The 23,966-nt window shown below is 66.3% G+C and carries 25 protein-coding genes, 2 other RNA genes and 1 pseudogene; 19 read left to right on the top strand and 9 right to left on the bottom strand.

What is annotated here, in order from left to right; all coding sequences use genetic code 11:
• Positions 1 to 8 precede the first annotated feature (8 nt).
• The 4 genes from madB to CRO22_RS16520 form a co-directional block, all read right to left on the bottom strand.
• Positions 9 to 1,217 (bottom strand): Na+-transporting malonate decarboxylase, carboxybiotin decarboxylase subunit, encoded by a 1,209-nt coding sequence (gene madB, locus CRO22_RS16535; RefSeq protein WP_097071268.1) that lies wholly within the window; start codon positions 1,215 to 1,217, stop codon positions 9 to 11.
• A gap of 134 nt (positions 1,218 to 1,351) precedes the next feature.
• A complete protein-coding gene (gene mdcB, locus CRO22_RS16530) occupies positions 1,352 to 2,314 on the bottom strand; it encodes a triphosphoribosyl-dephospho-CoA synthase MdcB (RefSeq protein ID WP_097071267.1) in 963 nt (320 codons plus the stop codon).
• 522 nt (positions 2,315 to 2,836) lie between these two features.
• On the bottom strand, positions 2,837 to 3,253 hold the full coding sequence (locus CRO22_RS16525; protein ID WP_097071266.1) for a HutP family protein: 417 nt from the start codon (positions 3,251 to 3,253) through the stop codon (positions 2,837 to 2,839).
• A 58-nt stretch (positions 3,254 to 3,311) separates the two neighbouring features.
• A complete protein-coding gene (locus CRO22_RS16520; RefSeq protein WP_097071265.1) occupies positions 3,312 to 4,211 on the bottom strand; it encodes a DMT family transporter in 900 nt (299 codons plus the stop codon).
• Positions 4,212 to 4,418: 207 nt separating this feature from the next.
• Here CRO22_RS16520 and CRO22_RS16515 point away from each other — a divergent pair, with 207 nt between their 5' ends.
• A complete protein-coding gene (locus CRO22_RS16515; RefSeq protein WP_097071264.1) occupies positions 4,419 to 4,625 on the top strand; it encodes a TOBE domain-containing protein in 207 nt (68 codons plus the stop codon).
• A gap of 67 nt (positions 4,626 to 4,692) precedes the next feature.
• Here CRO22_RS16515 and CRO22_RS16510 read toward each other — a convergent pair whose 3' ends face one another.
• The 3 genes from CRO22_RS16510 to modA are packed head-to-tail and all read right to left on the bottom strand — an operon-like array spanning position 4,693 to position 6,991.
• On the bottom strand, positions 4,693 to 5,520 hold the full coding sequence (locus tag CRO22_RS16510; protein ID WP_097071263.1) for a TOBE domain-containing protein: 828 nt from the start codon (positions 5,518 to 5,520) through the stop codon (positions 4,693 to 4,695).
• A gap of 25 nt (positions 5,521 to 5,545) precedes the next feature.
• Positions 5,546 to 6,250, bottom strand: a complete 705-nt coding sequence (modB, locus tag CRO22_RS16505) for a molybdate ABC transporter permease subunit (protein ID WP_097071262.1) — start codon at positions 6,248 to 6,250, stop codon at positions 5,546 to 5,548.
• A 3-nt stretch (positions 6,251 to 6,253) separates the two neighbouring features.
• Positions 6,254 to 6,991 carry a molybdate ABC transporter substrate-binding protein gene (modA, locus tag CRO22_RS16500; protein WP_097071261.1) on the bottom strand — a complete coding sequence of 246 codons (738 nt, stop codon included), beginning with the start codon at positions 6,989 to 6,991 and terminating at the stop codon, positions 6,254 to 6,256.
• A gap of 106 nt (positions 6,992 to 7,097) precedes the next feature.
• On the opposite strand from modA, the gene CRO22_RS16495 reads away from it, so the two are divergent.
• The 5 genes from CRO22_RS16495 (at position 7,098) to CRO22_RS16475 (ending at position 13,933) form a co-directional block, all read left to right on the top strand.
• Complete coding sequence (locus CRO22_RS16495) at positions 7,098 to 7,859, top strand: ATP-binding cassette domain-containing protein (protein ID WP_097071260.1); 762 nt, start codon at positions 7,098 to 7,100, stop codon at positions 7,857 to 7,859.
• Between the two features lie 84 nt (positions 7,860 to 7,943).
• Positions 7,944 to 9,059, top strand: coding sequence for an efflux RND transporter periplasmic adaptor subunit (locus tag CRO22_RS16490; protein ID WP_097071259.1), 1,116 nt, complete (start codon positions 7,944 to 7,946; stop codon positions 9,057 to 9,059).
• Positions 9,056 to 10,114 carry an efflux RND transporter periplasmic adaptor subunit gene (locus CRO22_RS16485; protein WP_097071258.1) on the top strand — a complete coding sequence of 353 codons (1,059 nt, stop codon included), beginning with the start codon at positions 9,056 to 9,058 and terminating at the stop codon, positions 10,112 to 10,114. The genes CRO22_RS16490 and CRO22_RS16485 overlap by 4 nt, the downstream gene beginning before the upstream one ends.
• On the top strand, positions 10,111 to 13,164 hold the full coding sequence (locus tag CRO22_RS16480; RefSeq protein ID WP_097071257.1) for an efflux RND transporter permease subunit: 3,054 nt from the start codon (positions 10,111 to 10,113) through the stop codon (positions 13,162 to 13,164). The genes CRO22_RS16485 and CRO22_RS16480 overlap by 4 nt, the downstream gene beginning before the upstream one ends.
• Before the next feature lie 55 nt (positions 13,165 to 13,219).
• On the top strand, positions 13,220 to 13,933 hold the full coding sequence (locus CRO22_RS16475; RefSeq protein ID WP_097071256.1) for a hypothetical protein: 714 nt from the start codon (positions 13,220 to 13,222) through the stop codon (positions 13,931 to 13,933).
• Positions 13,934 to 14,139: 206 nt separating this feature from the next.
• Here the strand turns inward: CRO22_RS16475 and ffs are convergent.
• An RNA gene (ffs, locus tag CRO22_RS16470) (signal recognition particle sRNA small type) lies at positions 14,140 to 14,236 on the bottom strand.
• Between the two features lie 56 nt (positions 14,237 to 14,292).
• A complete protein-coding gene (locus tag CRO22_RS16465) occupies positions 14,293 to 14,985 on the bottom strand; it encodes a metal-dependent hydrolase (RefSeq protein WP_097071255.1) in 693 nt (230 codons plus the stop codon).
• 143 nt (positions 14,986 to 15,128) lie between these two features.
• Here CRO22_RS16465 and gatC point away from each other — a divergent pair, with 143 nt between their 5' ends.
• The 13 genes and pseudogenes from gatC to fzlA all read left to right on the top strand — a co-directional run bounded on the left by gatC (position 15,129) and on the right by fzlA (position 23,932).
• Entirely contained in the window at positions 15,129 to 15,416 is a 288-nt protein-coding gene (gatC, locus tag CRO22_RS16460) for an Asp-tRNA(Asn)/Glu-tRNA(Gln) amidotransferase subunit GatC (RefSeq protein WP_097071254.1), read from the top strand.
• Entirely contained in the window at positions 15,413 to 16,891 is a 1,479-nt protein-coding gene (gene gatA / locus CRO22_RS16455) for an Asp-tRNA(Asn)/Glu-tRNA(Gln) amidotransferase subunit GatA (RefSeq protein WP_097071253.1), read from the top strand. The genes gatC and gatA overlap by 4 nt, the downstream gene beginning before the upstream one ends.
• Before the next feature lie 11 nt (positions 16,892 to 16,902).
• Positions 16,903 to 17,568, top strand: a complete 666-nt coding sequence (locus tag CRO22_RS16450) for a hypothetical protein (RefSeq protein WP_097071252.1) — start codon at positions 16,903 to 16,905, stop codon at positions 17,566 to 17,568.
• On the top strand, positions 17,565 to 18,254 hold the full coding sequence (locus CRO22_RS16445) for an N-acetylmuramoyl-L-alanine amidase (protein ID WP_097071251.1): 690 nt from the start codon (positions 17,565 to 17,567) through the stop codon (positions 18,252 to 18,254). The genes CRO22_RS16450 and CRO22_RS16445 overlap by 4 nt, the downstream gene beginning before the upstream one ends.
• A 57-nt stretch (positions 18,255 to 18,311) precedes the next feature.
• Positions 18,312 to 18,719, top strand: an RNA gene (gene rnpB, locus CRO22_RS16440) — RNase P RNA component class A.
• A 143-nt stretch (positions 18,720 to 18,862) separates the two neighbouring features.
• Positions 18,863 to 19,030 (top strand): 50S ribosomal protein L33, encoded by a 168-nt coding sequence (rpmG, locus tag CRO22_RS16435; RefSeq protein WP_036638206.1) that lies wholly within the window; start codon positions 18,863 to 18,865, stop codon positions 19,028 to 19,030.
• 207 nt (positions 19,031 to 19,237) lie between these two features.
• Positions 19,238 to 19,443 (top strand): annotated as a pseudogene (locus CRO22_RS16430) (IS110 family transposase); the annotation flags it as partial.
• A 134-nt stretch (positions 19,444 to 19,577) separates the two neighbouring features.
• Positions 19,578 to 21,362, top strand: a complete 1,785-nt coding sequence (locus CRO22_RS16425) for a DNA polymerase III subunit gamma/tau (RefSeq protein ID WP_097071250.1) — start codon at positions 19,578 to 19,580, stop codon at positions 21,360 to 21,362.
• A gap of 9 nt (positions 21,363 to 21,371) precedes the next feature.
• A complete protein-coding gene (locus CRO22_RS16420; protein ID WP_097071249.1) occupies positions 21,372 to 21,821 on the top strand; it encodes a DUF6998 domain-containing protein in 450 nt (149 codons plus the stop codon).
• A 69-nt stretch (positions 21,822 to 21,890) separates the two neighbouring features.
• Positions 21,891 to 22,235 carry a YbaB/EbfC family nucleoid-associated protein gene (locus tag CRO22_RS16415; RefSeq protein WP_097071248.1) on the top strand — a complete coding sequence of 115 codons (345 nt, stop codon included), beginning with the start codon at positions 21,891 to 21,893 and terminating at the stop codon, positions 22,233 to 22,235.
• Position 22,236: 1 nt separating this feature from the next.
• Positions 22,237 to 22,854: a recombination mediator RecR gene (recR, locus tag CRO22_RS16410; protein ID WP_097071247.1), complete on the top strand. Its 618-nt coding sequence runs from the start codon at positions 22,237 to 22,239 to the stop codon at positions 22,852 to 22,854.
• Complete coding sequence (locus CRO22_RS16405; protein WP_097071246.1) at positions 22,854 to 23,213, top strand: TfoX/Sxy family protein; 360 nt, start codon at positions 22,854 to 22,856, stop codon at positions 23,211 to 23,213. The genes recR and CRO22_RS16405 overlap by 1 nt, the downstream gene beginning before the upstream one ends.
• Before the next feature lie 53 nt (positions 23,214 to 23,266).
• Positions 23,267 to 23,932, top strand: coding sequence for an FtsZ-binding protein FzlA (fzlA, locus tag CRO22_RS16400; protein ID WP_097071245.1), 666 nt, complete (start codon positions 23,267 to 23,269; stop codon positions 23,930 to 23,932).
• The last annotated feature ends 34 nt before the right edge of the window (positions 23,933 to 23,966 follow it).

The following is a 23,966-nucleotide window of genomic DNA, read 5'->3' as shown; positions in this document are numbered from 1 at the left end:
TGAGACGATCAGTGCACGAGGCCGATGGTCGAGGCGAAGACACCCACGGCGATGGCCGAGACGATGACCCCGCAGATCGAGGCGCCCATGGCGAGCGGCATGATCATGGCGTGCGGGCTGGCCTTGAAGGCTTCTTTCTGGGCGATCTTGGCGGTCGAGGGCATGCAGGAGACGCCGGCGATACCGATCACGGGGTTGAAGTTGCCTTTGGAGATCCACCACATCAGGTAGCCGCCACCGATACCGCCGAGCGCCGAAACCGCGAGGGCGAAGATGCCGAGGACCACGAGGATCGCAACTTGCGGGTTGAGCAGCGTACCGGCTTCACAGAGCACACCCAGAACCAGGCCGAGCAGCAGCGTCGACGCATAGGTGACGGTGTTTTCGAGCAGTTTTTGGTAGGGTTCGATCTCGGCTTCCTTGATCGCAACACCGAGGAAGAAGGAGAGAATGAGCGGCGTGGCGACGGGCAGCAGCAGGCACAGCAGACCAGCGGCGGCAACAGTGAAGACGAACTTCGCTTGCGGCGTCACATCGGGGAAATCGTAGTCGACTTCGATGCCACGGTGCTCTTCCTTGATCAGCCAGCGCACGAGGTAGGGGTAACCGGCATAGGTGAGCGAGAGGTAGAGGTAGGCGATGATCGAGATCGGAACGAAGAGATCCTTCGCCATCATCAGCGAGCCGAAGAGAACCATCGGGCCGTCAGCGCCACCGATCGTGCCCACGGCAGCCGCTTGACCGGGGGTGAGGCCGAAGTAGTAGCCCACAACCAGCGTCACGAAGGTGCCGAGTTCCGCACAGACCGCCACCGTGATCGAGGCCCAGGGACGGGCGAGGATGAAGGAGATGTCGGCCATCGTGCCAATGCCCATGAAGAGCATGCAGGCGACGAGCGAGTTGACGAAGGTGAAGTTGTAGATCGGCTGCAGGAAGTCGATCTGCATGATGTTCATCAGAGCGTCGGTGTCAGAGACCAGCGGCGAGATGATCAGCGTGCCAAGCTGGCCGCCTTCGAGGATCATGACGCCGGCGTTGACGGCCATCATGCCAAGCCCCATCGGCACCATGATCAGCGGTTCGAGCGTGCGCTTGAAGCCGAGATAGGCGAGGGTGAAGCCGAGCGCGATGAAGGCCAGACGGGCGATCGCGATCACCGGATCCTGGATGAAGAGTGTCCCGATCCCGGGAAACACGTTGAAAAGGGTTTCGAGCATCGGACTGGCCTCAGGATGCGTTGGAGTTGGAGAGCAGCTTGGAGATCGCGACGATCACCCCGATCACCGCGAAGGAAATCACGGCGGTGATCAGGTAGCTGAAAGCGGCATAGGCGATGATGTTCATCTGGTCCTCAGAAGTTGGGCGCGCGGGCGGGGGAGGTGCCGGGCGCGGGAGTTGCGGGAGGAAGGAGACCACCGAGCAGCGCATCGACACCGATGGTCACGGCGAGCAGATCGGCGGAACCGCCGGGAGAGAGGCGACGGGTGATGCAATCGGCGTCGAAAACGCGGATCGCTTCCATCCCCGCCTCGGTCAACGCCCCGCCCAGCGAGCGGATGTGGCGCGCCCGCGATTGCACGAAGCTGAGCGCCTCGGGGCCGCCGCGCCACAAAAGCGTGGTGTCTTCGGTCTCGGTCATCAGTGCGATCAGCGTGTCCAGCAGCACGGTGGCGAGCGGCGCGCCGCTGTCGCGGGCCGCGCGCAACGCCGGAAGGCCGAGCTTGCGCACCGAGGGAAAGCCCGCCTCGGCCTCGCCGCGGATACCGGTAACGCCATATTGCTGATAGAGTTTTTCGCCAGCCGTCTGCGGTGCCCGGCGCCCGAGCGCGCGCAGTTCGCGCTCCACGATGCCCCGCACCATATCGGCGGCGGTGGCAAAAAGGACACCCTCTTCGCAGCGCGGCATCTGCCGCGTCACGAGGCCTGCCGCGGCGCTCAGGATGCCCGCCGAGAACAGCAAGCCCCGTTGCGTGTTCACGCCCCTTGTGGCGTCAAGAAGCCGCGCCTCGTAGCGCGCACCGATGCCGCGGACCTGTTCGAGCAGCGTCCAGGCCGGGCCGGCGTGGCCAAGCCCCGCTTCCGCGCATTGATAGAGGCAAGGCGCGATCACCGCCGAGGAAATCATGAACGTTTGCAGGTTCATGTCCTCATGCGCCCCATTCGAGCGGGGGGTGACGAGACCGGGTTTGGGATGGGTGGAGATTTCGAGGAGGGCCCCGGTGAGGAAAGCCGATCCGATCGACCAGGCGTTGGAATGCGGCCACAGCGACATGTCGCTGTACCAGTCCAGAGTGCGCCGCAAAGCGTATTTCATGAGATCTATCCCGCGCAACCGACGGGGTCGCAGCGCGCGCTTGCAGGCGTCGCAGCTTGCGTTCGAGAGCCAGATGAAGGATTACATCCGGTCCGAAGAACCGTCAGGAATGCACCACACGATAGTCACTTAGGCACGCGGTGCTTCAGGTTTGTCAGCGCTGCCGGCGTATCACGACAGGCTCATCACGGGATCACGACCCGGCTTTTCAGGGCTCGGGTAACTCCGGTCAACATCCTGTGAGGCTGTCACCCCGGGGTTGACGCAAGCGATACGCCTCCTTTTTCAGCTTGTCCAGCATTCGTTTTTACCGCCCAAAAGTGCGGCATCCAGCCACAGTTGACAGGTTTTATTCCAATAAATTCGGCTTTCTGGGCAAATATATGGCTCAGATTCACTGCAAGATCGCGGCTCGCACCCGCGCCGATCCGCCCGTTCCGCGAGCAGCTTGAAAACTTCACAAATGCGGGAGATTTCGTCACAAACCGGCCCCGTTTGCAGGGGCCATGCAGTTTGCGACAGTCAGATATGCATCACGCCAAAGCCGATGCGCTCGTGGTTGGTAAGCGGGTGGAAGGCTGATTCGCCATGCGCCGCCACCGCGACCCAGTGACCATCCGAGACCAGCGCCACCTTGAGCTTCAGGTTCGATTCCGCCACCACCGAGGCGCTCACCCCATGCAGGCACTCAAGCCCGGCGTGGATGACGCCATGGATCTCTTGCGAGCGGTGGCGGATCACCCCGGAGTTGAGCGCGCAGGCGACGATCGACTTGACGAACCCGCGTTCGATATCGGTGCGCCGCCCGGTCACATAGGTGATGCCGATTTTCCAATCCGGACGCTCGGCGATTTGCGCCTTGATCCGGTCTTCTTCCTCGCGGCTGCTGATCGCGGCCATGATGGCGGCCTTACCGATCCTGTCGGCGACGATTTCCATTGATGTGTTCCGTTTCGATCCCGGGTTTTGGCTCTTCTACAGAGGAAGGCCCCGGGGCTCAACGGCGATGATGCTCGGCGCGCCGCAACTGACGTTCCCGCAGGAACGTGTACATTCCGCTCGCAACGATGATCGCCCCGCCCAGAAGCATGGCCGGACGTGGCACCTCGCCAAACAGCACGAAGCCGCCGAGCAGCCCGAACACCAGCGAGACATAGCGAAACGGCGCGATCACCGCGATATCGCCGGTGCGCATCGCATGCACCATCGCCAGATAGCCCGCCATCAGCAAAGCCGCACCAAGACCGATGCCGCCCAGCTCGGACGGGCTCACCGGCACCCAGCCGCCGCGGATCTGCATCGCGATGAAACTCACCAAAAGAAGCGCCGCAGAGGCAAGGAAGGCCAGCACCGGGGCGGGAACGCCGGGGCCAAGCGCGCGAGTGGAAATATCGCGCAGGCAGACGCAGACCACCGCGAGCAGCACAAAGAATGCCCCCGGGCCAAGCGCCCCCTGCCCCGGCCCGAGCGCCCCCGGCGGCACGATCAGCAGCACCCCCGAGAAGCCGACCGCAATCACTGCGATCCGCCGCGGCCCGATCGGCTGGGAAAGAAACACCGCCGCGGCGAGCGTCACCGCGAGCGGCTGAAGCTGGAACAGCGCCGTCGCGGTGCCCATCGGCATCATCGTCAAGGCCAGCATGTAGAACATCACGATGCCGACCTCACCCAGCGTGCGCAGCGCCACGAGCGCCCGCGCCCCGCCGCCGAGCTTGCGCACGAAGCTGCGTTCGCGCCAGGCCATCGCACCGAGGCAAAGGGTCATGACGATGTGGCGCAGGCAGATCACCTCGAAGAGCGGCATCCCCTCGGCGAGCCGTTTCACGACCATGTCGGAGCCAATGAGCACCGCCATCGCCAGCACCATGAAGAGGATGCCACGGGTGTTGTCGTTCATTCCGGCCTGCCTTTCGCGGGGCCCCGGGCCCCGGCGCAAGCCCTGCCACGTGCGACGCCGCGCCGCAAGCCCCCCCCCAACCCGCTGCGGTCGCGCCGCGCGATATGTGAGTTTTTCCCATATTGTCAAAGCGCTTGCTTCGTCCGATCAAGGAAGGGCCGGATCTTCCGGCGCCTCCGATTTCGGTTTTTCAGGAAAGGACAGCCCATGAAACTCTCTGCACGCAACATTCTCAACGGCACCGTCACCGCGGTCGAAACCGGGCATGTCACCACCCATGTGAAGATCGATATCGGTGGCACCATCGTCACCGCCTCGATCACCAATGAAGCGGCGGAAGATCTTGCACTGAAAGTGGGCGATGCGGCCTGCGCCGTGATCAAATCGAGCGATGTGATCGTCGGCAAGGCCTGAGCCACGCCACAGGCCGGGTCCGGCCGCAACCATTTCACGTCGCGCGGCCCTTACCGCGCGGCGGTCCTCAGGGGCACATCAGAATGACGTGGCTCGCCTTGAAAAGCGCCGTTGCGGGCACGCCCGGCGCGAGGCCAAGCGCATCAGCGCTGGTGCGGGTGATCACCGCGGTGATCGACTTGCAGGCACCAAGATCGAGCACGATCTCGCTGTTCACCGGCCCGTCCGAGCGCGCGGCGACAAGCCCGGTGAGCCGGTTGCACGCGGAAATCCGGCCCGGATCCCCCCCCGCCGAGAGCATCACGAAGCTTGATTTGATCAATGCAAAGACGGCGCGACCGGGGGCAAGGCCCATGTCCTGAGCGGCGCGTTCCGTGATCACCGCGACCAGCCGGTGACCATCGGTCAGCGCCAGTTCCACCTCGGTGTTGACTGCGCCCGGGCTCAACCCGGTGACGGTGCAGCGGAAAGTGTTGCGTGCCGAAATCTGCATGCTCAGGCTCCATAACGTGCCGATCGCCGCGCCGCGCACCGGGAGCGGCCGTTCCGCACCCGGTGCGGGGAGCAGGTCGGCCTCGAGATCGGCGAGCGCCCGATCGAGCGTTTCCTCGAGCCGGCCGAAACCGCCGATCAGCGCCCGGCCCGCCTCGGTGACGCGGGCATTGCCGCCGGTGCGCCCGCCCGGTGCCGCCTCGACCAGCGGCCGCTCGAACAGGTTGTTGAGCGTGGCCACCGCATCCCAGGCGGTCTTGTAAGACATCCCCAGCTCGCGCGCGGCGCCCGCGATCGTGCCGAGCCGGTCGATGGCGGCAAGAAGCCGGATCCGGTCGCGCCCGATCCGGGCGTCGCCGGGGCGTTGCAGGCTCAGCGCGGCGGTAAGGGGGCGTTCGTTCATGGCAGCTCCAGTCGAAAGCGGCGGCTCACAGCGGGGACGCGGCCCGGCGACGGAGCACCACAAACACCGCGACGGAAACGAGCCCGAGCAGCCCCGAAAGCACCAGCGCACGGTGAAACTCGCCCACTGTCACGGCATTGTAGATCTCGAGCGAAATCGTGTTGGTCCGGTCGAGAATATTGCCGCCGAGCATCAGCGTGACGCCCACCTCTCCAAGGCTGCGCGCCGAGGCCATCAAAAGCCCGGCGCCGACGGCGCCCGCGATATTGGGCAGGATCACCCGCGCAAAGATCACCGCCTCGCCATGGCCGAGGGTGCGTGCCGCTTCCGCCAGATTGCGTGGCAGCGCCGCAATCGCCGCCTCCACGGGCTTCACGATCAGCGGCAAACCGACGATCACCGAGGCGAGCCAGACCCCCGTCTCGGTGAAGACAAAGCCAAAGCCCAAGTGCGCCTCGAGCCAGCCGCCAAGCCCGCGCCGCCCCAGCACTATCAGAAGCGCGAAACCGAGCACGATCGGCGGGAACACCATCGGCAGCAGCACCAAAAGATCGACAAGCCCCCGCCCCCACCAGCCACGCCGCGCCAGCGCCCAGCCCAACGCGATGCCGAGCGTGGCATGCACCGCAAGCGTCGCAAGGGCGATGCGCAGGCTGAGCGCCAGCGGAAAAGCCAGCGCGGGATCGCCGAGCACCCCGGCAAGGCTCTCGCCGAGCGCTGCGCCTGTCACCGCTCACAACCCGTTCGCTTCCATGATCGCATGGCCCGCCGGGCTTTCGAGGAAGGCCGCAAAGCCTTCGGCCGCGGGCGAAATTACGCCGCAGGCGATCTCGATCGGGTCATAATATTTTGGATCGACAGAGACATAACCACCGATCGCATCGCCTGCGCCAATCGCATCGGTGATGTTGAGGAAACCCGCATCAACCTCGCCCGCGCTCAGATAGGCGGTCACTTGCGGCACGGTCTGCACCTCGACAAGCTTGGCCGCAACCTGATCCCCCACTCCGCTTTTGGCCAGATATTGCCGCCCGGCCTTGCCATAGACCGCGGCCTTGGCATCCGGAATGCCCACGCGCGTCACTTCAGGGCCGGTGATCGCCTCGGGCGCGGCAAGCCTCACGCCCTTGCGGTAGGCGACGACGAGCTTGCCCTCCCCGAGCGGCACGAACCGGGTGAAAGCGAGCCCCTCGGCCTTCGCCAGCACCTTGCGGTCGCCGCAGACCATAGCGATCTGCCCGCTCTCGCGCGCCTGACCGAGCACCTGCCCCATATTGCCGTAAACCTGCCCGACCTTTTCACCGCCCGCGGCTTCGAACGCGGTGAAGGCTTGCGCCATCGGACGACGGTAGCCCGCGCCGGCAGCGATCGTCAGCCCTTCGGCAAAAACCGGCGCCGCAGCCCCCGCGCCCAACGCCACCGTCGCGGCGACAAAGACGGAGAGAATTTTCGAACGACGGCGGATGCTCATGGCTTTCTCCGGTGAAACAAGAGGTTGGCGCGCACAGGACTCAACGCTGGACAGCGCGCCTTACGCTATATAGTTCTACTATACATCGAAAGGATGCAAGCCACCCATGCTCGAGCGGCCGTCAAACTTCGTGCCAAGCCCCGCCCCCGCGCCCGTCACGGCTTCGCTTTCGGTGGATCTCACGCATCGCCTGCAGGGGCCGCAGGGGGCGTTCGATCTATCCGTCCGCCTGACGATTCCGGCCGGGCGCTTTGTTGTTCTGACGGGCCCCTCGGGCGCCGGAAAGACCACGCTACTGCGACTGATCGCCGGGCTCGAGCGGCCCGCGACGGGGCGCGTGACGATGGGCACGCGGATCTGGAGCGAGTCCGAGGCGGGGATCTTCGCGCCGGTTCGCACGCGCGATCTGGGTTTCGTGTTTCAGGATTACGCGCTCTTTCCGAACATGACCGCGGCCGCACAGGTCGGCTTTGCCCTGCCCGGCCTCAGGGGCAAGGCCCGCGCCGGGAGAGTGGCCGAAATGCTCGAGATCGCCGGGCTCGCGCATCTCGCCCGGGCCTATCCCGCGCAGCTCTCGGGCGGGCAGAAACAACGGCTCGCGCTGGTGCGGGCGCTGGCGCGGCGGCCCGGGCTTTTGCTGCTCGACGAGCCGCTCTCCGCGCTCGACCCCGAGACCCGCGCCGAGCTGCAAGGCCATTTGCGCCGGATGCATGCCCATTTCGGGGCCACCACGATGATGACGAGCCATGATCCGGCCGAAGCGGCGCGGCTTGCCGATACCGTATTGCGGCTTGAGGCGGGCGTGCTGGTCTCCGCACCCGCGCCTCCGCCGGACCCGGCGCACGCCGCGTCTCCTCCTGTCCCGTAACGGCACGGGCGCTTTCGTCACCCTTTCCCTTTCGCGAATCAGAAAAATCCGAAATCTAAGAGGCGCAAGAAACAGGGAGGCAGGATGCCGCGCGAGAGCAGGTTTCGCCGCGTCGGTGCTTTGATGCGCCGGGCGTCCGGGGTGGTCATGGCGCTGCCGTTTCTGGTGCTTCCGGCTGGCGCCGAAGAGGCGCTGCCGGTGCGGATTGTTACGGCCCATACCGCGCCGGTCCTCCTGCATTTCGAGCTGTCCGGCACGATCGAGGCCGCCGAAGCCGTGCCCGCGGGCTTTCGCAACGGCGGGCGGCTGCTGGCGCTGAACGCCGAGGTTGGCGACAGGGTAGAGGCGGGCGCAGTGCTCGCCGAAATCGATCCGACCCAGGCGGCAGCGGCCCTGCGTGCCGCCCAGGCGCAAGATGCCGCGGCCGAGGCCACGCTCACCCAGGCCGAGCAGGCGCTGACCCGCGCCGCCGGCCTCGCGGCGCGCGGCTTTGCCACCCAGGCGGCACTTGATGCCGCGACCGAGGCGGCGCTCTCGGCCCGCTCGGCGCGCGATCAGGCCCATGCCGCCCGTGCCAAGGCCACGCAAACGCTGGCCGATTGCACCCTCTTCGCGCCGGTCTCGGGCATTGTCACCGCCCGCACCGCCGAACCCGGCCAAATCGTCGAAGCGGCCCAGACCGTGCTGACCCTCGCCCGCGACGGCGCCCGCGAGGCTGTGTTCTATATTCCTGATTTCGCCGCACTCGACCGCTTTCAAGGCCGCGCCGTAACGCTCCACCCGCTGGGCGAATCCGGGCCAGAGCGACAGGCGACCGTCACCGAAATCGCCCCGCTCGTCTCGAGCGACGGCGGCACGGTGCGGGTGAAGGCCGAGCTGGCCCCCGCCCCGGATCTGCCGCCGCCCGGGCTGGGCACCACGGTGGTGACAGCCGTCGACCTGAGCTATGGCGCCGCGATGGCGCTGCCCTGGCAAGCCTTGGTGAGCCAGGGCGGGAAGGCCGCGGTCTGGACCCTGGATGCGGTCAAGGGTGTCCCCGGGCGCGGGCGCGTGGCACTCACCCCGGTGCGGGTGCTGCGATACACCGATCATGCGGTCGAGATCGCCGAGGGCCTGCCCGAGGGCGCGCTTGTCGTTACCCGGGGCGCACATCTGCTCTATCCGGGTCAGCTCGTTCAGGTGCAGGAGGGGCAGGAATGACCCGATCGAGAGCCGCCGCCACGCTCCTGTTCGCCCTCTTTGTGCCGTTTGGCGCCATCTCCGCCGAGGAGGCCCCGCGCCCGGTGGTGAGCGAGATCGTCACCGGCTCGGCGATGACGGCGCGGCTGTTTCCGGGCGTGATCGCCGCAACGGTCGAAACCCCGCTCGCGTTTCAGACCGCCGGGCGCATCGCCACCCGCCCCGTCGATCTGGGCGACAGTGTCGCGGCGGGTACGGTTCTCGCCACGCTCGATCAGGTCACGCTCGCCGAGGATGTCGCCGCTGCCGAGGCAGGCCTCAGCGCTGCCCGCGCCGAGGCCGATTTTGCCGCTCAGAGCCGGGCGCGTGCCGAAGAGCTGCACCGCCGCGGTGTGGCCCCCAAGGCCACGCTGGAAGCCGCGCAGGCGAAAGACCTTTCCGCCCGCGCCGCGGTGGAAGCGGCCGAAGCCGATCTCTCCCGTGCCCAGGATGCCGCGCGCTACGGCACGCTCACCGCCCCCGCCGCCGGGATCGTGAGCCGCATCCTCGCCGAGCCGGGAACCGTGGTCAGCCCGGGCACGCCGGTTTTGCGGCTCGCCACGGCGGCCGGGCGGGAGGCTGTGATCGACGTGCCCGACGAGGTGCTCGCCGTCCTGCCAGAAGCCGCCCCCTTCAGCATCGCGGCGCGCTACGAGGATGCGCTGGTGACCGAGGGGCGGTTGCGGCTGATCGAACCCGTTGCCGACCCTTCGACGCGCGCACACCGGCTCAGGATCACCCTCGCCGACGAAGGCCGCGGGCTCCGGCTCGGCGCGCTGGTCTCGGCCCGGCTCGAGCTGCCGCAAGCCACCTTGCTGACGCTGCCGCGCGCGGCAATCTGGGGCACACAAGCGCAACCGATGGTCTGGCGCCTCGACCCCGAACGTCGCGCCCGCGCCACTGCCGTCAGCCTCGGCCAGCAGATCGGCCCGCGCGTGGTGATCCGCTCCGGGCTTGCCGAAGGTGACGAGGTGGCGATCCGGGGCATTCATTCCCTCACCGAGGGCCAACAGCTCGGCGCGAGGGTCGACCCATGAGTTTCAACCTCTCCGACTGGGCTTTGCGGCACCGCTCGATGGTCTGGTATCTGCTGATCGTCTCGCTTGTCGCGGGCGTTCTTTCCTACATGAACCTCGGCCGCGAGGAAGATCCGTCCTTCACGATCAAGGTGATGTTCATCACCGCGGCGCTCCCCGGCGCCACGGCCGAGGAGACGCGCGAACAGGTCACCGACCGGATCGAAAAGAAGATGCAGGAGCTGCCGAACCTGAAGTTCACGCGCTCCGAAACCTATCCCGGCCGCGCCGTTGTCTATGTCGAGCTGACCCCCGAGACACGCGGGCCCGCGGTGATCCAGACCTGGCTCAAGATCCGCAACATGATGTCGGATCTTAAACCGGAATTTCCTTCCGAATTCGCGGGTTACGCAATCAGCGACGATTTCGGCGATGTCTATGGCTCGATCTATGCCTTCACCGCCGACGGTTTCTCGCCGCAGGAGGTGAAGGACCGGGTGGAAGAAGTGCGCTCGGCGGTCCTGACGCTGAAAGCCGCGGGCAAGGTGGAGCTTGTCGGCACCCAGGATCCGGTGGTTCATGTCGAATTTTCGGCCCGCAAGCTGGCGGCATTGGGGCTCGATCAGTCCGAAGTGCTCGAAACCCTGGCGGCACAGAACGCCATCGTCCCTTCGGGCGTGATCCGCACCGCCGACGAAATGATCGCGGTGCGGATGTCGGGGCGCTTCGCAACGGCCGAAGACCTTGCCGCTGCGCCGTTGCGGGTGGGAGATATTTTCTTCACGCTGGCCGATGTCGCCACCGTACGCGCGGGTTTCGTCGATCCGCCCTCGGCGCTTTTCCGGTATGATGGCAAACCGGCGGTGGGGCTGATCATCGGTATGAAGGAGGGGGCGAATATCCTCGATTTCGGCGCCGAACTCACGCGGCTGATGGACCGTGTGGCACAGGAACTGCCGGTGGGGATGCAGCTTCACAAGGTTGCCGATCAGCCGAACGTGGTGGAGGAATCGGTCAATCACTTCCTGCGCGCCCTCGCGGAAGCGGTGGCGATCGTGCTTCTGGTCTCCTTCATTTCGCTGGGTTGGCGCGCGGGGCTCGTGGTGACGCTGTCGATCCCGCTCGTGCTGGCCCTCACCTTCGTCATCCTCGAAGCGATGGGCGTGACGCTGCAACGGATCTCTCTCGGCGCGCTGATCATCGCGCTCGGGCTTCTGGTCGACGACGCGATGATCGCCATCGAGACGATGATCGCCCGGCTCGAGGCGGGCGACAAGATCGGCCGCGCCGCCTCCTATGCCTGGACCTCGATCGCCTTTCCGATGCTGTCGGGCACGCTCGTCACCGTGGCCGGGTTCATTCCGATCGGACTGAACTCCTCTCAGGCGGGCGAATACACGCTCTCCCTGTTTTACGTCATCGCCATCTCGCTGCTTCTGAGCTGGATCGTCGCGGTGCTGTTCGCGCCGCTGATCGGGGCCACGGTGCTGCCCGCGCATCTGCCCCATCACGACCGGCGCCCGGGGCCGCTGCGCCGTGCCTTCCGCGCGCTTCTGCGCGGGGCGATGCGGGCGCGCTGGCTCACCGTGCTCGCCACTGTCGTGCTCTTTGCCAGCTCTCTTTACGGCATGCGCCATATCGAGCAGCAGTTCTTCCCCGCTTCGGACCGGCCCGAATTGCTGGTCGACGTCACCTTGCGCCAGAACTCCGCCATCGCCGCCACCGATACCGCCATGGCCGAGATCGACGCCTGGCTCGCCACCCGTCCCGAGGCGCGGTACTGGACCACCTATGTCGGCCAGTCCGCCCCGCGGTTCCTGCTCTCGCTCGACCGGCCCACCCCCGCCTCGTTCATGGGGCAGATCGTGGTGATGACGGCGGGGCTGGAGGAGCGCAACGCGCTGCGTGCCGCTTTGGCAAAGAAAAGCGCCGCTTTCGCGGGTGTCGATGTTTTCACCAAGCTGATCGAGCTGGGCCCTCCGGTCGGCAAGCCTGTGCAATACCGGATCATGGGGCCGGACCGGGCGCGGCTTCTCGACGAGGCGCGCAGCCTCGCGCAAAGGCTCGCCGCAGACGGGCGGCTGACCAATATCACGATCGACGAAGGCGAGCCGGTGCGGGTTGCCCGCGTCGTGCTCGATCAGGAGCGGCTGCGCCAGCTTGGTCTGACCCAAAAGGACGTGGCGCAGGCACTGCAAACGCTGTTTGAGGGTGTCACCGTGACCGAGCTGCGCGACGGGCAGACGCTCGTCGATGTGGTGGCGCGCGGCACCGCCGCGGATCGTTCCTCGCTCGCCTCGCTCGGCTCGCTGCAACTGCCCTCGCCCACCGGAGTGCCGGTGCCGCTGCTGAGCTTTGCCCGGCTCGAATGGCAGATGGAGGCGCCGGTGCTGCACGCGCGCAACCGGGTGCCGACGATCACCGTGAAAACTGCGGTGCTGGGGAAAAATCAGCCTGCCACCATCACCGCCGATCTCGCCCCGGCAATCGCCGCGCAGACCGCGACCCTGCCCGCGGGCTACACGATCGAACCCGGCGGCGTGGCGGAGAGCAGTGGCGAAAGCCAGGCGCCGATCGTTGCCGTGGTGCCGCTGATGGTGCTCGTCATCCTCACTCTCGTGATGGTGCAGATGCAGAGCTTCCGGCTGATGTTCATCGTGCTGGCCGTCGCACCGCTCGGGCTCATCGGCGTGGTTGCGGCGATGCTGCCTTCGGGCCAGCCGCTCGGCTTCGTCGCGATCCTGGGCGTTCTGGCACTGGTCGGCATCCTGATCCGCAATTCACTGATATTGATGGCGGAAGTGCAGGATCTGCGGGGCAAGGGACAGAGCCACTGGGACGCAGTCTTCGAGGCGTCAGACAGCCGCGCGCGGCCCATTCTGCTCACCGCCGCCGCCGCCTCGCTGGCGCTCATTCCGATCTCGCGCGAGGTGTTCTGGGCACCGATGGCTTTTGCGATGATGGGGGGCATCATCGCCGGCACGTTGATCACGCTGGTCTTCGCCCCCGCGCTCTACTGTATCGTGTTCCGGGTGAAACCGCCGCAAACACCGGCTCCGCAAGCGGATTAACCCTCCGTTCATTGATTCTTGCGACGATTCGGGCGTTCCTGTTTGCGAGCGAGCCATGTTGACCCCCCTGCCCTCGACGCCGCTTCCGACCGCCCCGGGCAGCCAGCCGCTGCCGCTGCCGCAGGGGGCCACGCCACAGCAGGGCGCGGCCTCGGCACAACTCCTTTCCGTGGCCTTGCCAGTGGCCCTCCCAGCCGCCGCCGGCGCTGCGCGCCCGGCCCCGGCTGCGGCCGAGCACGCCGGCCCTGACCTCTCCCTGCCGCTAGCGGAAACCGAGACGGCCCTCGCGAGCGCATTGGCCAATGCCGAGACCACGACCAGCTCCGCCTCCTCCCGCGCGCTCGTCACCGCGCAGATGATCGGCGCCGGGCAAATGATTGGCACCGAGACCGCGCCTCTGCAGGCGCTGCTCGCGCAACAGGCCGCCACTCGTGCCCTGCCGCATGCTCCCCCGCGCAGCGAGCCCCGCCGCGACGGCCCCGCCAAGGCAACCGATCACGCTCCGACCGACACATTTGACCCGCATGCCCCGCATCTGCCGCTGACGCTCGGCGGCCGGCACGACCACGAGGATGCGCTTGCCGACGATCGCTCTCCCGGGACCGACCACGCCATCGATACTGACCCGCGCGATGCCCCGCTCCGCCGCCGCGATCTCGCCCTGCATCCGCCGCCGCTCGATCCGCCCGCTGCCCTGCCGAGCCCCTGGGTGATCGTTGGCGCCACCTTCACCAGTATCGTCATACTCGCCGCCCTGCTTCTGCTCTGAACTTCGGCCTGAATCCCATGTCCCGGCGGGATGTGAGAGGCCGCGAAAATGCGGGAAGAAGGCTGCGGGCGACTTCGATAAGCCAAAGCGCCACGGGGCACGGCGACCTCCGAAACGTGGCGCGGCGCAGATCTTGTAGCAGCTTTTGCAGCGCAGGCCCTTGGAGCGCAGGTCATTCCATTAGGCCAAGGAGCACGAGGGGGGAGGGTGAGAGGCTGGACAGCGACCCAAGCGGGGCTCGTTGCGGCTGCTTCCTTCCGGACCTGACCGGGTTGGCGAGGCGCTCGCCCGCGCCAACCTCTCGCGGCGTCATATAGTCGTCACCGCCCCCCCATGCAAGCCTTCGATCACCACGCCGTTCACAGCGAGATCGGCGCCATCACCTCGGGTTCGATAACGTCGACACCGGGGAGCGCCGCGATCAGCGCCGCGGCGGATTGCTCCAGAAGCGGGAAGGTCCGGTAATGGCAGGGGATCACCGTCTTGAAATCGAAGTATTTCTTTGCGGCCCACCCGGCGGCGCGCATGTCCATGGTGAAATGGCCGCCCGCGGAAAGGATGCCGATATCGGGGCGGAAATACTCGCCCATCCACGCCATTTCCGAGGAGATGCAGGTATCCCCCGAGACATAGATCACATGGCCCTCGCCCGCGATCATGTAACCCGACTCGGTGCCGGTATAGATCGGCCCGGTCGGCCCCGAGATCGAGGAGGAATGGCTCGCGGGCACCATCGTCACTTTGGCGCCGCCCAGATCGACCGTGCCGCCCTTGTTGAAGCCGATGCCCTCGATATGCTCATGCGCTTCCCAATGGCTGACGATGTCATAGATACCAACCACCGGAATCTCGAGTTCCTTCGCCACTGCGAGCGTGTCGCCCGAATGGTCGCCATGGCCATGCGTGAGCAGGATATGCGTGGCGCCTGCAAGCGCTTCGGCGCGCCGCTCGGCCGGAAACATCGGGTTTCCCGTCATCCAGGGGTCGATCAGGATCACCGCCTTCTCGATCTCGAGACGGAAGCCGGAATGGCCAAGCCAGATCAGTTTCATCGCAATGCTCCTCACTGTCGGTTGGGTGAATGGGTGGCACAAACCTAGCGCAACTGAGTGACAAGGGAAGCCCGCAGGGGAGCGCATGCTTGCAGCCTTGGCGCGGCAACGCTAAACCCGGGCCAAGACAAGCGGAGATATTCATGTCCATCGACATCGACACCGCCCGCAAGGTGGCGCATCTGGCGCGCATTCGCGTGGCCGAAACCGACCTGCCCAAACTGGCCGAACAGCTTTCGGGCATCCTGACTTTCATGGAACAACTCAACGAGGTGGATGTCGAGGGCATCGAGCCGATGACCTCGGTCACGCCGATGCGGCTCAAGCGCCGCGTCGACGAAGTGACCGACGGCAATTATCAGGACAAGATCCTCGCCAATGCCCCCGATGCCCGCGAGGGCTTCTTTGCCGTGCCGAAGGTGGTGGAATGAGCCTCAACAAACTGACGATTGCCGCGGCCCGTGACGGGCTGAAAAAGGGCGATTTCACTGCGGTGGAGCTGACCGAGAGCTGCCTTGCTGCGATCGAGGGCGCCGCGGCGCTCAACGCCTATTGCGCGAAAACCCCCGAGATCGCACTGGCGCAGGCGAGCGCGGCGGATGCCCGCCTCAAGGCGGGCGAAGCGCCCGCGCTGTGCGGCATTCCGCTTGGTATCAAGGACTTGTTCTGCACCAAGGGCGTGGCCTCGCAGGCCGCTTCGCGCATCCTTGAGGGCTTCAAGCCGGAATATGAATCGACCGTCACGCAAAACCTCTGGGATGCGGGCGCGGTGATGCTCGGCAAGCTCTCGATGGACGAGTTCGCGATGGGCTCTTCGAACGAGACTGCCTGCTACGGCCCGGTGGTGAACCCCTGGAAGGTGGATGACCGGCAACTGACGCCGGGCGGCTCCTCGGGCGGCTCCGCCTCGGCGGTGGCGGCCGATCTCTGCCTGGCCGCGACCGGCACCGACACCGGCGGCTCGATCCGCCAGCCCGCCGCCTTCACCGGTATCGTTGGCATCAAGCCCACCTATGGCCGGGTGTCGCGCTGGGGCATCGTCGCCTTCGCCTCCTCGCTCGACCAAGCCGGGCCGATGACTAAATCGGTGCGCGATGCCGCGATCATGCTTTCCGCCATGGCCTCGAACGACGCCAAGGATTCGACCTGCGTCGATTTCCCGGTGCCGGATTTCGAAACGGCGCTGACGGGCGACATCCGCGGCAAGAAAATCGGTATCCCGAAAGAATACCGCATGGACGGCATGCCCGCCGAAATCGAGAAGCTTTGGAACGATGGCGCGGCGATGCTGCGCGATGCGGGCGCCGAAATCGTCGATATCTCGCTGCCGCACACCAAATACGCGCTGCCGGCCTATTACGTGATCGCGCCTGCAGAGGCCTCGTCGAACCTCGCGCGTTATGATGGCGTGCGCTACGGCCACCGCGCCACGCTTGGCTCGGGCGAAGGCATTGTCGACATGTATGAAAAGACCCGCGCCGAGGGCTTCGGCCCGGAGGTGCAGCGGCGCATCATGATCGGCACCTATGTGCTCTCGGCGGGCTTCTATGACGCTTATTACAACCGCGCGCGGCGCGTGCGCGCGCTGATCAAGCGCGATTTCGACCTTGCCTTCGAGGCCGGGATCGACGCGATCCTGACCCCGGCAACGCCCTCCTCGGCCTTTGGCCTGGGCGAGATGCAGGATGCCGATCCGGTCGAGATGTATCTCAATGACGTCTTCACCGTGACGGTGAACCTCGCGGGGCTGCCGGGCATTTCGGTCCCGGTCGGGCTTGATGCGAAGGGGCTGCCGATGGGGCTGCAACTGATCGGCAAGCCCTGGGGCGAAGGCGATCTGCTCAATCAGGCGCTGGTGCTGGAGAAGGCTGCGGGCTTCACGGCAAAACCCGCGCAGTGGTGGTAAGGAGGGACGCGATGCGCAAGACTCTGGTGTTTGTTCTCCCGGTTCTGGCGCTCGCAGCCTGTGATCCGCCAGTGCCCAATTCCGCCGCGGGGGTCGGATTCGGCGATTACCAAAGCTACCTGCAGCAGCGCGAGGCCGCGCTGCGCGGCTCTGCTGCCATGTCTCCCGCGTCCGCGACCGCGACGCCGGGCGCGGCCTCCAGCTATGGGAGCACGGGCTATGGCGCGACGCCGGTGCAATCGGCAGCCGGTCAGGTGGCGGCGGGCGACGGCTCGATCGGCGCCGAGACGCTGGCCGCGTTGCGCGCCACCGCCCCGGCGGGGGAAACGAACCCGGTGCAGGTGGCGCCAAACGCAACCGGTGTTGGCGCGCCTCTCGATGCGATGGCGCCTGCCGCTCCCCCGTCTCCCGCGGCCGCTACGGGCAGTGCCGGGCCGAACCTTGCGGCCTATGCGCTCGCCGCGACCAATGCGCCGGGCCAGCAGGTCTACAAACGCGGCGGGATCAAGCTCAGCAATTCCGCGCGCGCCTGCGGCAAATTCATCTCGCCCGATCTGGCGCAGATGGAATTTCTGCGCCGTGGCGGGCCCGAACGCGACCCGGCCAACCTCGATCCCGATGGCGACGGCTTCGCCTGTGGCTGGGATCCGCGCCCGTTCCAGGCGGCGCGGCAGTGACCGAGGCCCCCGCGTCGCCGAATTTTGGCGCGCGACGCGGCGGCGCGCGGCCCGAGCTCGTGGTTCTGCATTACACCGGGATGGCGAGCTGCGCCGCGGCGCGGGCGCGGCTCTGTGACCCCGCGGCCGAAGTCTCCGCGCATTGGCTGATTGCCGAGGATGGCACGGTCGAGGCGCTGGTGCCCGAGGAGATGCGCGCCTGGCATGCGGGGGCGGGCGGCTGGGCGGGCTTTACGGATGTGAATTCGAGCTCGATCGGCATCGAGCTTGCTAATCCGGGGGACGCGCCCTTCCCCGAGCCGCAGATGACGGCGCTTGAAGCGCTTCTGGGAGCGATTCTCGCACGCTGGGGCATCGCGCCGCAGGCGGTGATTGCGCATTCCGACATGGCACCCGGCCGCAAGGCGGACCCGGGTCCGCGCTTTGACTGGGCACGGCTGGCGCGACAGGGCCTTGCGGTGATGCCCGCGCCGGGCGGCATCGCCCCTCCCGTGACCGCGGCGGGCTTTCTGGGGATGGCCGAGACCTTTGGCTATCCGGAGGCGCCGCTGGAAGTGCTGCTCGCGGCGTTCCGGCTGCGGTTCCGGCAGCGCCACGCGGGGCCCCTCGATGCCACCGACATGGCGCTGATCACCGATCTCGCCCTGCGCTTTGGCGCGGACGGCGGCTCCTGGCGCTCGAGCTGAGAGAAGAGGCAGCGCCCCATTGACCTCTGGCCCTTGTGCAGCGTAAGGCAGGCGCGCGCGGAGGGCTGGATGACCGCGGCGGCCCATAGCTCCGTTTTGCGGATAGCTGGGCGGTCGAGGAAAGTCCGGACTCCCTGAAGCAACGGTGCCGGGTAACGCCCGGCGGGGGCAACCCCAGGGAAAGCGCCACAGAGAAGAGACCGCCCTCGCTTGCGGGGGCAAGGGTGAAACGGTGGGGTAAGAGCCCACCGCGGGACTGGCAACAGGACCGGCACGGCAAGCCCCACCGGGAGCAACGCCGAATAGGGATCGCGCGCCGCATCCGGCAACGGAGACGGCAGGGGAGCTTCGCCCCGAGCGGTCCGGGTTGGCGGCTTGAGGCTGCGGGTGACCGCAGACCCAGAGGAATGGTCATCCAGGGGGGCGACCCCCGGACAGAATCCGGCTTACAGGCCCTCCGCGCATATCTCTTTCGCACGCGCACGAGAGCGCATCGCGAAAAATCGTCCTTCGCCCTTCCTTTGCGGTTGACTCCGTCTTCGGGCTGACTAAAAGGCAGGCTTCAAGGATTTAGCGGGCGTCGCGCGCCCGACTCTGGGAGACTGAAAATGGCGAAGCCGACGACGATCAAGATCCGTCTGAACTCGACGGCGGGCACCGGGCACTTCTATGTGACCAAGAAGAATGCCCGCACCATGACCGAAAAGATGACCGTGAACAAATACGATCCGGTCGCACGCAAGCATGTCGAATACAAGGAAGGCAAGATCAAGTAAGATCTGCTCTTTCACGGGTCAGAGGCCGTCCTTCGGGGCGGCCTTTTACTTTGCCGGGTTCGCTCCTGCGCGAGCCGGGAAGAGCGCGCGGCCGGACGGCTTTCCCTGCGGTTGTTGCCGGTGCGGATGATGTGACCGCCCCCCGATGGCATCGTTGCACCAAGCTGGGCCTGCGACGATCCATAAAGGAGGCCGGTCGCGAGGGAGATTGCCACGGTTGGACTCGATCTGGCGCAGAGCGCGGTTCAGGTGCATGGAGCTGATGCCATGGGGCGGGCGGTGATACGCAAGAAGCGCAGACGGGACCAGGGCCTGGCTTTCTTTGCGAAGCTGCTGCCTTGTGTCGTGGCGATGGAAGCCTGCGGCAGGGCCACTTCCGGGGCCGTGAGATCGGCAAGCGCGATGTCGAGATCGCCCGACGGGGCAAGAAACGGGACAGCGCGGATCGTCTGGGCGCTGTTGGCCCTCTTGTGACATTCTGCTCGCGGGCATCGGTTTGACTTGCCCGCCTGCGCCGCTAGACTGCGCAGGCAATTCAGGAGCGCCCATGACCGAAGCCGAAAGCCCCGCCGGACCGCCGGCCGAGACCGCCCCGGGCTATCAGGTTCTCGCCCGCAAATACCGCCCCGCCACCTTCGCCGATCTGATCGGGCAGGAGGCGATGGTGCGCACGCTGAAGAACGCCTTTGCCGCGAGCCGGATCGCGCAGGCCTTCATCATGACGGGGATTCGCGGCACCGGCAAAACCACCACCGCGCGGATCATCGCGAAGGGGCTCAACTGCATCGGCACGGATGGCACGGGCGGCCCCACCACCGAGCCCTGCGGCCTCTGCGAGCATTGCCGCGCCATTGCCGAGGGGCGCCATGTCGATGTGCTGGAGATGGACGCCGCCTCGCGCACCGGGGTGGGCGACATCCGCGAAATCATCGAGAGCGTGAACTACCGGGCCGCCTCGGCGCGCTACAAGGTCTATATCATCGACGAAGTGCACATGCTCTCGACCTCGGCCTTCAACGCGCTTTTGAAAACGCTCGAAGAGCCGCCCGCGCATGTAAAATTCATCTTCGCCACCACCGAGATCCGCAAGGTGCCGGTGACGGTGCTGTCGCGCTGCCAGCGCTTTGACCTGCGCCGGATCGAGCCGGAGGTGATGATCGACCACCTCTCGAAAGTCGCCACCAAGGAGGGCGCTGCGATCGCGCATGATGCGCTCGCGCTCATTACCCGCGCGGCCGAAGGTTCGGTGCGCGATGCGATGTCACTCCTCGATCAGGCGATTTCGCACGGCGCGGGGGAAACCACCGCCGATCAGGTTCGCGCGATGCTGGGCCTCGCGGACCGCGCCCGCGTGCTCGACCTCTTCGATCATGTGCTCAAGGGCGATGCGGCGGCGGCGCTGACCGAGCTTGGCGCGCAATATACCGATGGCGCGGACCCGATGGCGGTGCTGCGCGATCTGGCGGAAATCACCCATTGGGTCTCGGTGATCAAGATCACCCCCGAGGCCGCCGATGACCCGACCGTGCCCCCCGAAGAGCGCACCCGCGGTCAGGCGATTGCCGCGGCAATCCCGATGCGGGTGCTGTCGCGGCTCTGGCAGATGCTCTTGAAGGCGATCGAAGAGGTCGCAAGCGCGCCCAATGCGATGATGGCCGCCGAGATGGCGCTCATTCGCCTCACCCATGTGGCCGACCTGCCCGACCCGGAAACGCTGATGCGCAAGGTGATGGGCGGCCCCGGCGCCTCGGGCGGGCAAGGCCCCGCACAGGGTGGTGGCGGCGGCGGCGGGAGCCCGCGCGCGGAGGCCACCACGCGGCACATGATGGGCGGGCGCCCGCTCCACCTTTCCGGCGCGACGGCGCTCGCCGTCCAGCCCGCCGCCTCGATGCTGGCGCGCTATGCGCGGTTCGAGGATGTGGTGGAACTGATCGCGCGGATGCGCGACGGGCTTTTGAAGCATCAGGTCGAGCATGGGGTGCGGCTGGTGAGCTATGCGCCCGGTCGGATCGAATTCGAACTCGCGCCCGACGCGCCGCGCGACCTCGCGCAGACCCTCGCGCAAAGGTTGCAGGGCTGGACCGGGGCGCGCTGGGGCGTTTCGGTCGTGGGCTCGGGCGGGGCGCCGACGATTTTCGAGCGCGACAATGCCGCGAAACTGGCCGCCGAGGCGGAGGCACGCGCGGGCAACACGGTGGTGCAGGCGATCTTTACCGCCTTCCCGCAAGCGAAATTCGAGGAGATCACTCTGGCCGAAGAGCTGGAGGCCGAACAGGCCGCCGAGGCTTTGCCCGAGGTGGAAGACGAATGGGATCCATTCGAGGACGGATAGGAGAGCGGGATGCGGTCGGCGGATGAAATCCTCAACGAGGTCAAGACGCTTGCCGTTGAATACTATGAATTGACAGGGAAACCGCTCGGGGTAACTGGCGAGATCGCGGAGGCCGAAGCAGCAAGATTGCTTGGGTTGCGTCTCGCAGATGCTCGCTCTCCAGGATACGATGCCGAAGATATCCGGATGGATCCCGCGCGACGTTTGCAGATAAAGGGCCGCTGGAAGAGCGGCGGAAAGACTTGGGGGCGCGTCCCTTCAATCAATTGCTCCCACGAGTTTGATGCCGTTCTTCTGGTGCTTCTGAGTGGGCACTATGAAGTTGTGGAGATTTGGGAAGCTGACCGGGCCGCGGTCATCGCACGTCTTAAAGCGCCAGGGTCCAAAGCGCGAAATGAACGCAATTCGATGGGGGTTTCCCAGTTCAAAACGATTGCAACGCGGGTTTGGCCAGCGTGACGGTTGCTCCCCTTGCTTGAGACAACACCACCGCATATCTCTCAGGAACGCGAACGAAAGGGTAGGAAAATGCTGAAAGGTTTGGGCCAGCTGGGCGACATGGCCAAGATGATGAAGGCGGCGAAAGACTTGCAGGAACGCATGATGACCCTGCAGGAGGAGCTTGGCCGGATCGTGGTGATCGGCGAGGCGGGCGGCGGGCTTGTCAAGGCGCGCGCGACCGCGAAGGGCGAGATCTGCGGGCTCGACATCGATCCCTCGATCCTCGTCGCCTCGGAAAAGGAAGTGGTCGAAGACCTGATCATCGCCGCGATCAAGGAAGCACAGTCGCGCGCCATCGACAAGGCCGCCGAGGAACAGCGCAAGCTGATGGCGGAGCTTGGCCTTCCCGCCGACATGAGCTTTCCGGGCTGAGATGGCACCGGGAGCCGGGCGCGACGAGATCGAGGCGCTGATCGTGCAGATGGCGCGACTGCCCGGCCTCGGGCCGCGCTCGGCACGCCGGGCCGTGCTGCATCTGTTGCGCCGCCGCGAGGGGCAGATGGCGCCGCTTGCGGCCGCGCTCGCCCATGTGGCCGAAACCGCTCGGGACTGCCCGCTTTGCGGCAATATCGCGGTGGGGGTGACGCCGGGCGCGCCCTGTGCGCTTTGCACCGATCCCGCGCGCGCCACGGGCGAGATCTGCGTGGTGGAAGACGTGGCCGATCTTTGGGCGATGGAGCGCGGCGGCGCCTTCAAGGGCCGCTATCACGTGCTGGGCGGCACGCTCTCGGCGCTCGATGCGATCGGTCCCGAGGAACTTGGCATCCCGCGACTGCTCGACCGCGTGGCCAGTGAGCAAGTGCGCGAGGTGATCCTTGCGCTCAACGCCACCGTCGAGGGCCAGACCACCGCGCATTACATTGCCGAGGCGCTGGAGGGATCCGGGGCCAGTGTCACATCGCTCGCGCAGGGGGTGCCGATTGGCGGCGAGCTTGACTATCTCGACGATGGCACGATCTCGGCCGCCTTGCGCGCGCGCCGCGCGCTCTGATGGCAACCTCCCCCGAAACCATCGCCTTTTTCCTCGAACAGCTCGAGGGCCGCGATGTGCGCGCGCGCAAGATGTTTGGCGAATACGGCATTTATCTGGGCGCGAAGATGGTCGCGCTGATCTGTGACGACTGCCTGTTCGTGCGCCCGATCCCCGCGGCGGCAGCTTATCTCGAAGCCCCGGTCGAAGCGGCGCCCTACCCCGGTGCAAAACCTTATTTTCGTATCGAGGCGGATCTCTGGGAGGAGGCCGACTGGCTCTGGGGGCTGCTTGCGCTGATGGAACGCGACCTTCCCGCCCCAAAGCCGAAACGCACTAAACCTAAGGATGAGGCGCGCCAGAGGCCCGACAAGCATTGATCCCCCCGCCCCCCGCCGCTATCAGGGGGAAAAGTCATGGTCCGGGTGTGCCGATGAACCGTCTTTACCACGTTGCCCTCTCCCCGTTCTGCCGCAAGGTGCGCCTGACGCTCGCGGAAAAGAAGATCGAGGTGGAGCTTGTCGAAGAACGCTACTGGGAGAAAAGCGCCGATTTTCTGCGCCGCAACCCGGCGGGCAAAGTGCCGGTGCTGCGCTATGACAACCGGCTCTTTTCCGAGAGTCAGGCGATTTGCGAATATCTCGACGAGATCCTCCCGACGCCGGCGCTGATGCCGCGCGATGCGGAGGCGCGCTTTGAGGTGCGCCGCCTGTGCACCTGGTTTGATGACAAGTTCAACGCCGAAGTCACCGCCAAGGTGATGGGCGAGCGGGTCTGGAAGAAGGTGCAGAAAAAGGGCTACCCCGACAGCAAGACCGTCAAGGAAGGGCTCGCGGCCACCAAGTATCACCTTGATTACATGGCTTGGCTGCTCGATCAGCGGCGCTGGCTTGCAGGCGATCTGATGACGCTCGCGGATTTTGCCGCCGCCGCGCATCTGAGCTGCCTCGATTATATTTCGGATGTGGACTGGAACCGCTCCGAAGTGGTCAAGCAATGGTATGCGAAAATCAAGTCGCGCCCGGCGTTCCGCTCGCTTCTGGCCGATCAGCTCCCCGGCATGCCGCCCTCACCGCAATATGCGGAGCTGGATTTCTGACCCACCTGCCTTGATCGGGCTGCCGCAAGAGCGA

This window comes from Rhodobacter maris (assembly GCF_900217815.1).
Classification (GTDB): domain Bacteria; phylum Pseudomonadota; class Alphaproteobacteria; order Rhodobacterales; family Rhodobacteraceae; genus Rhodobacter; species Rhodobacter maris.
This window is presented reverse-complemented; position numbering and strand designations above follow the sequence as displayed.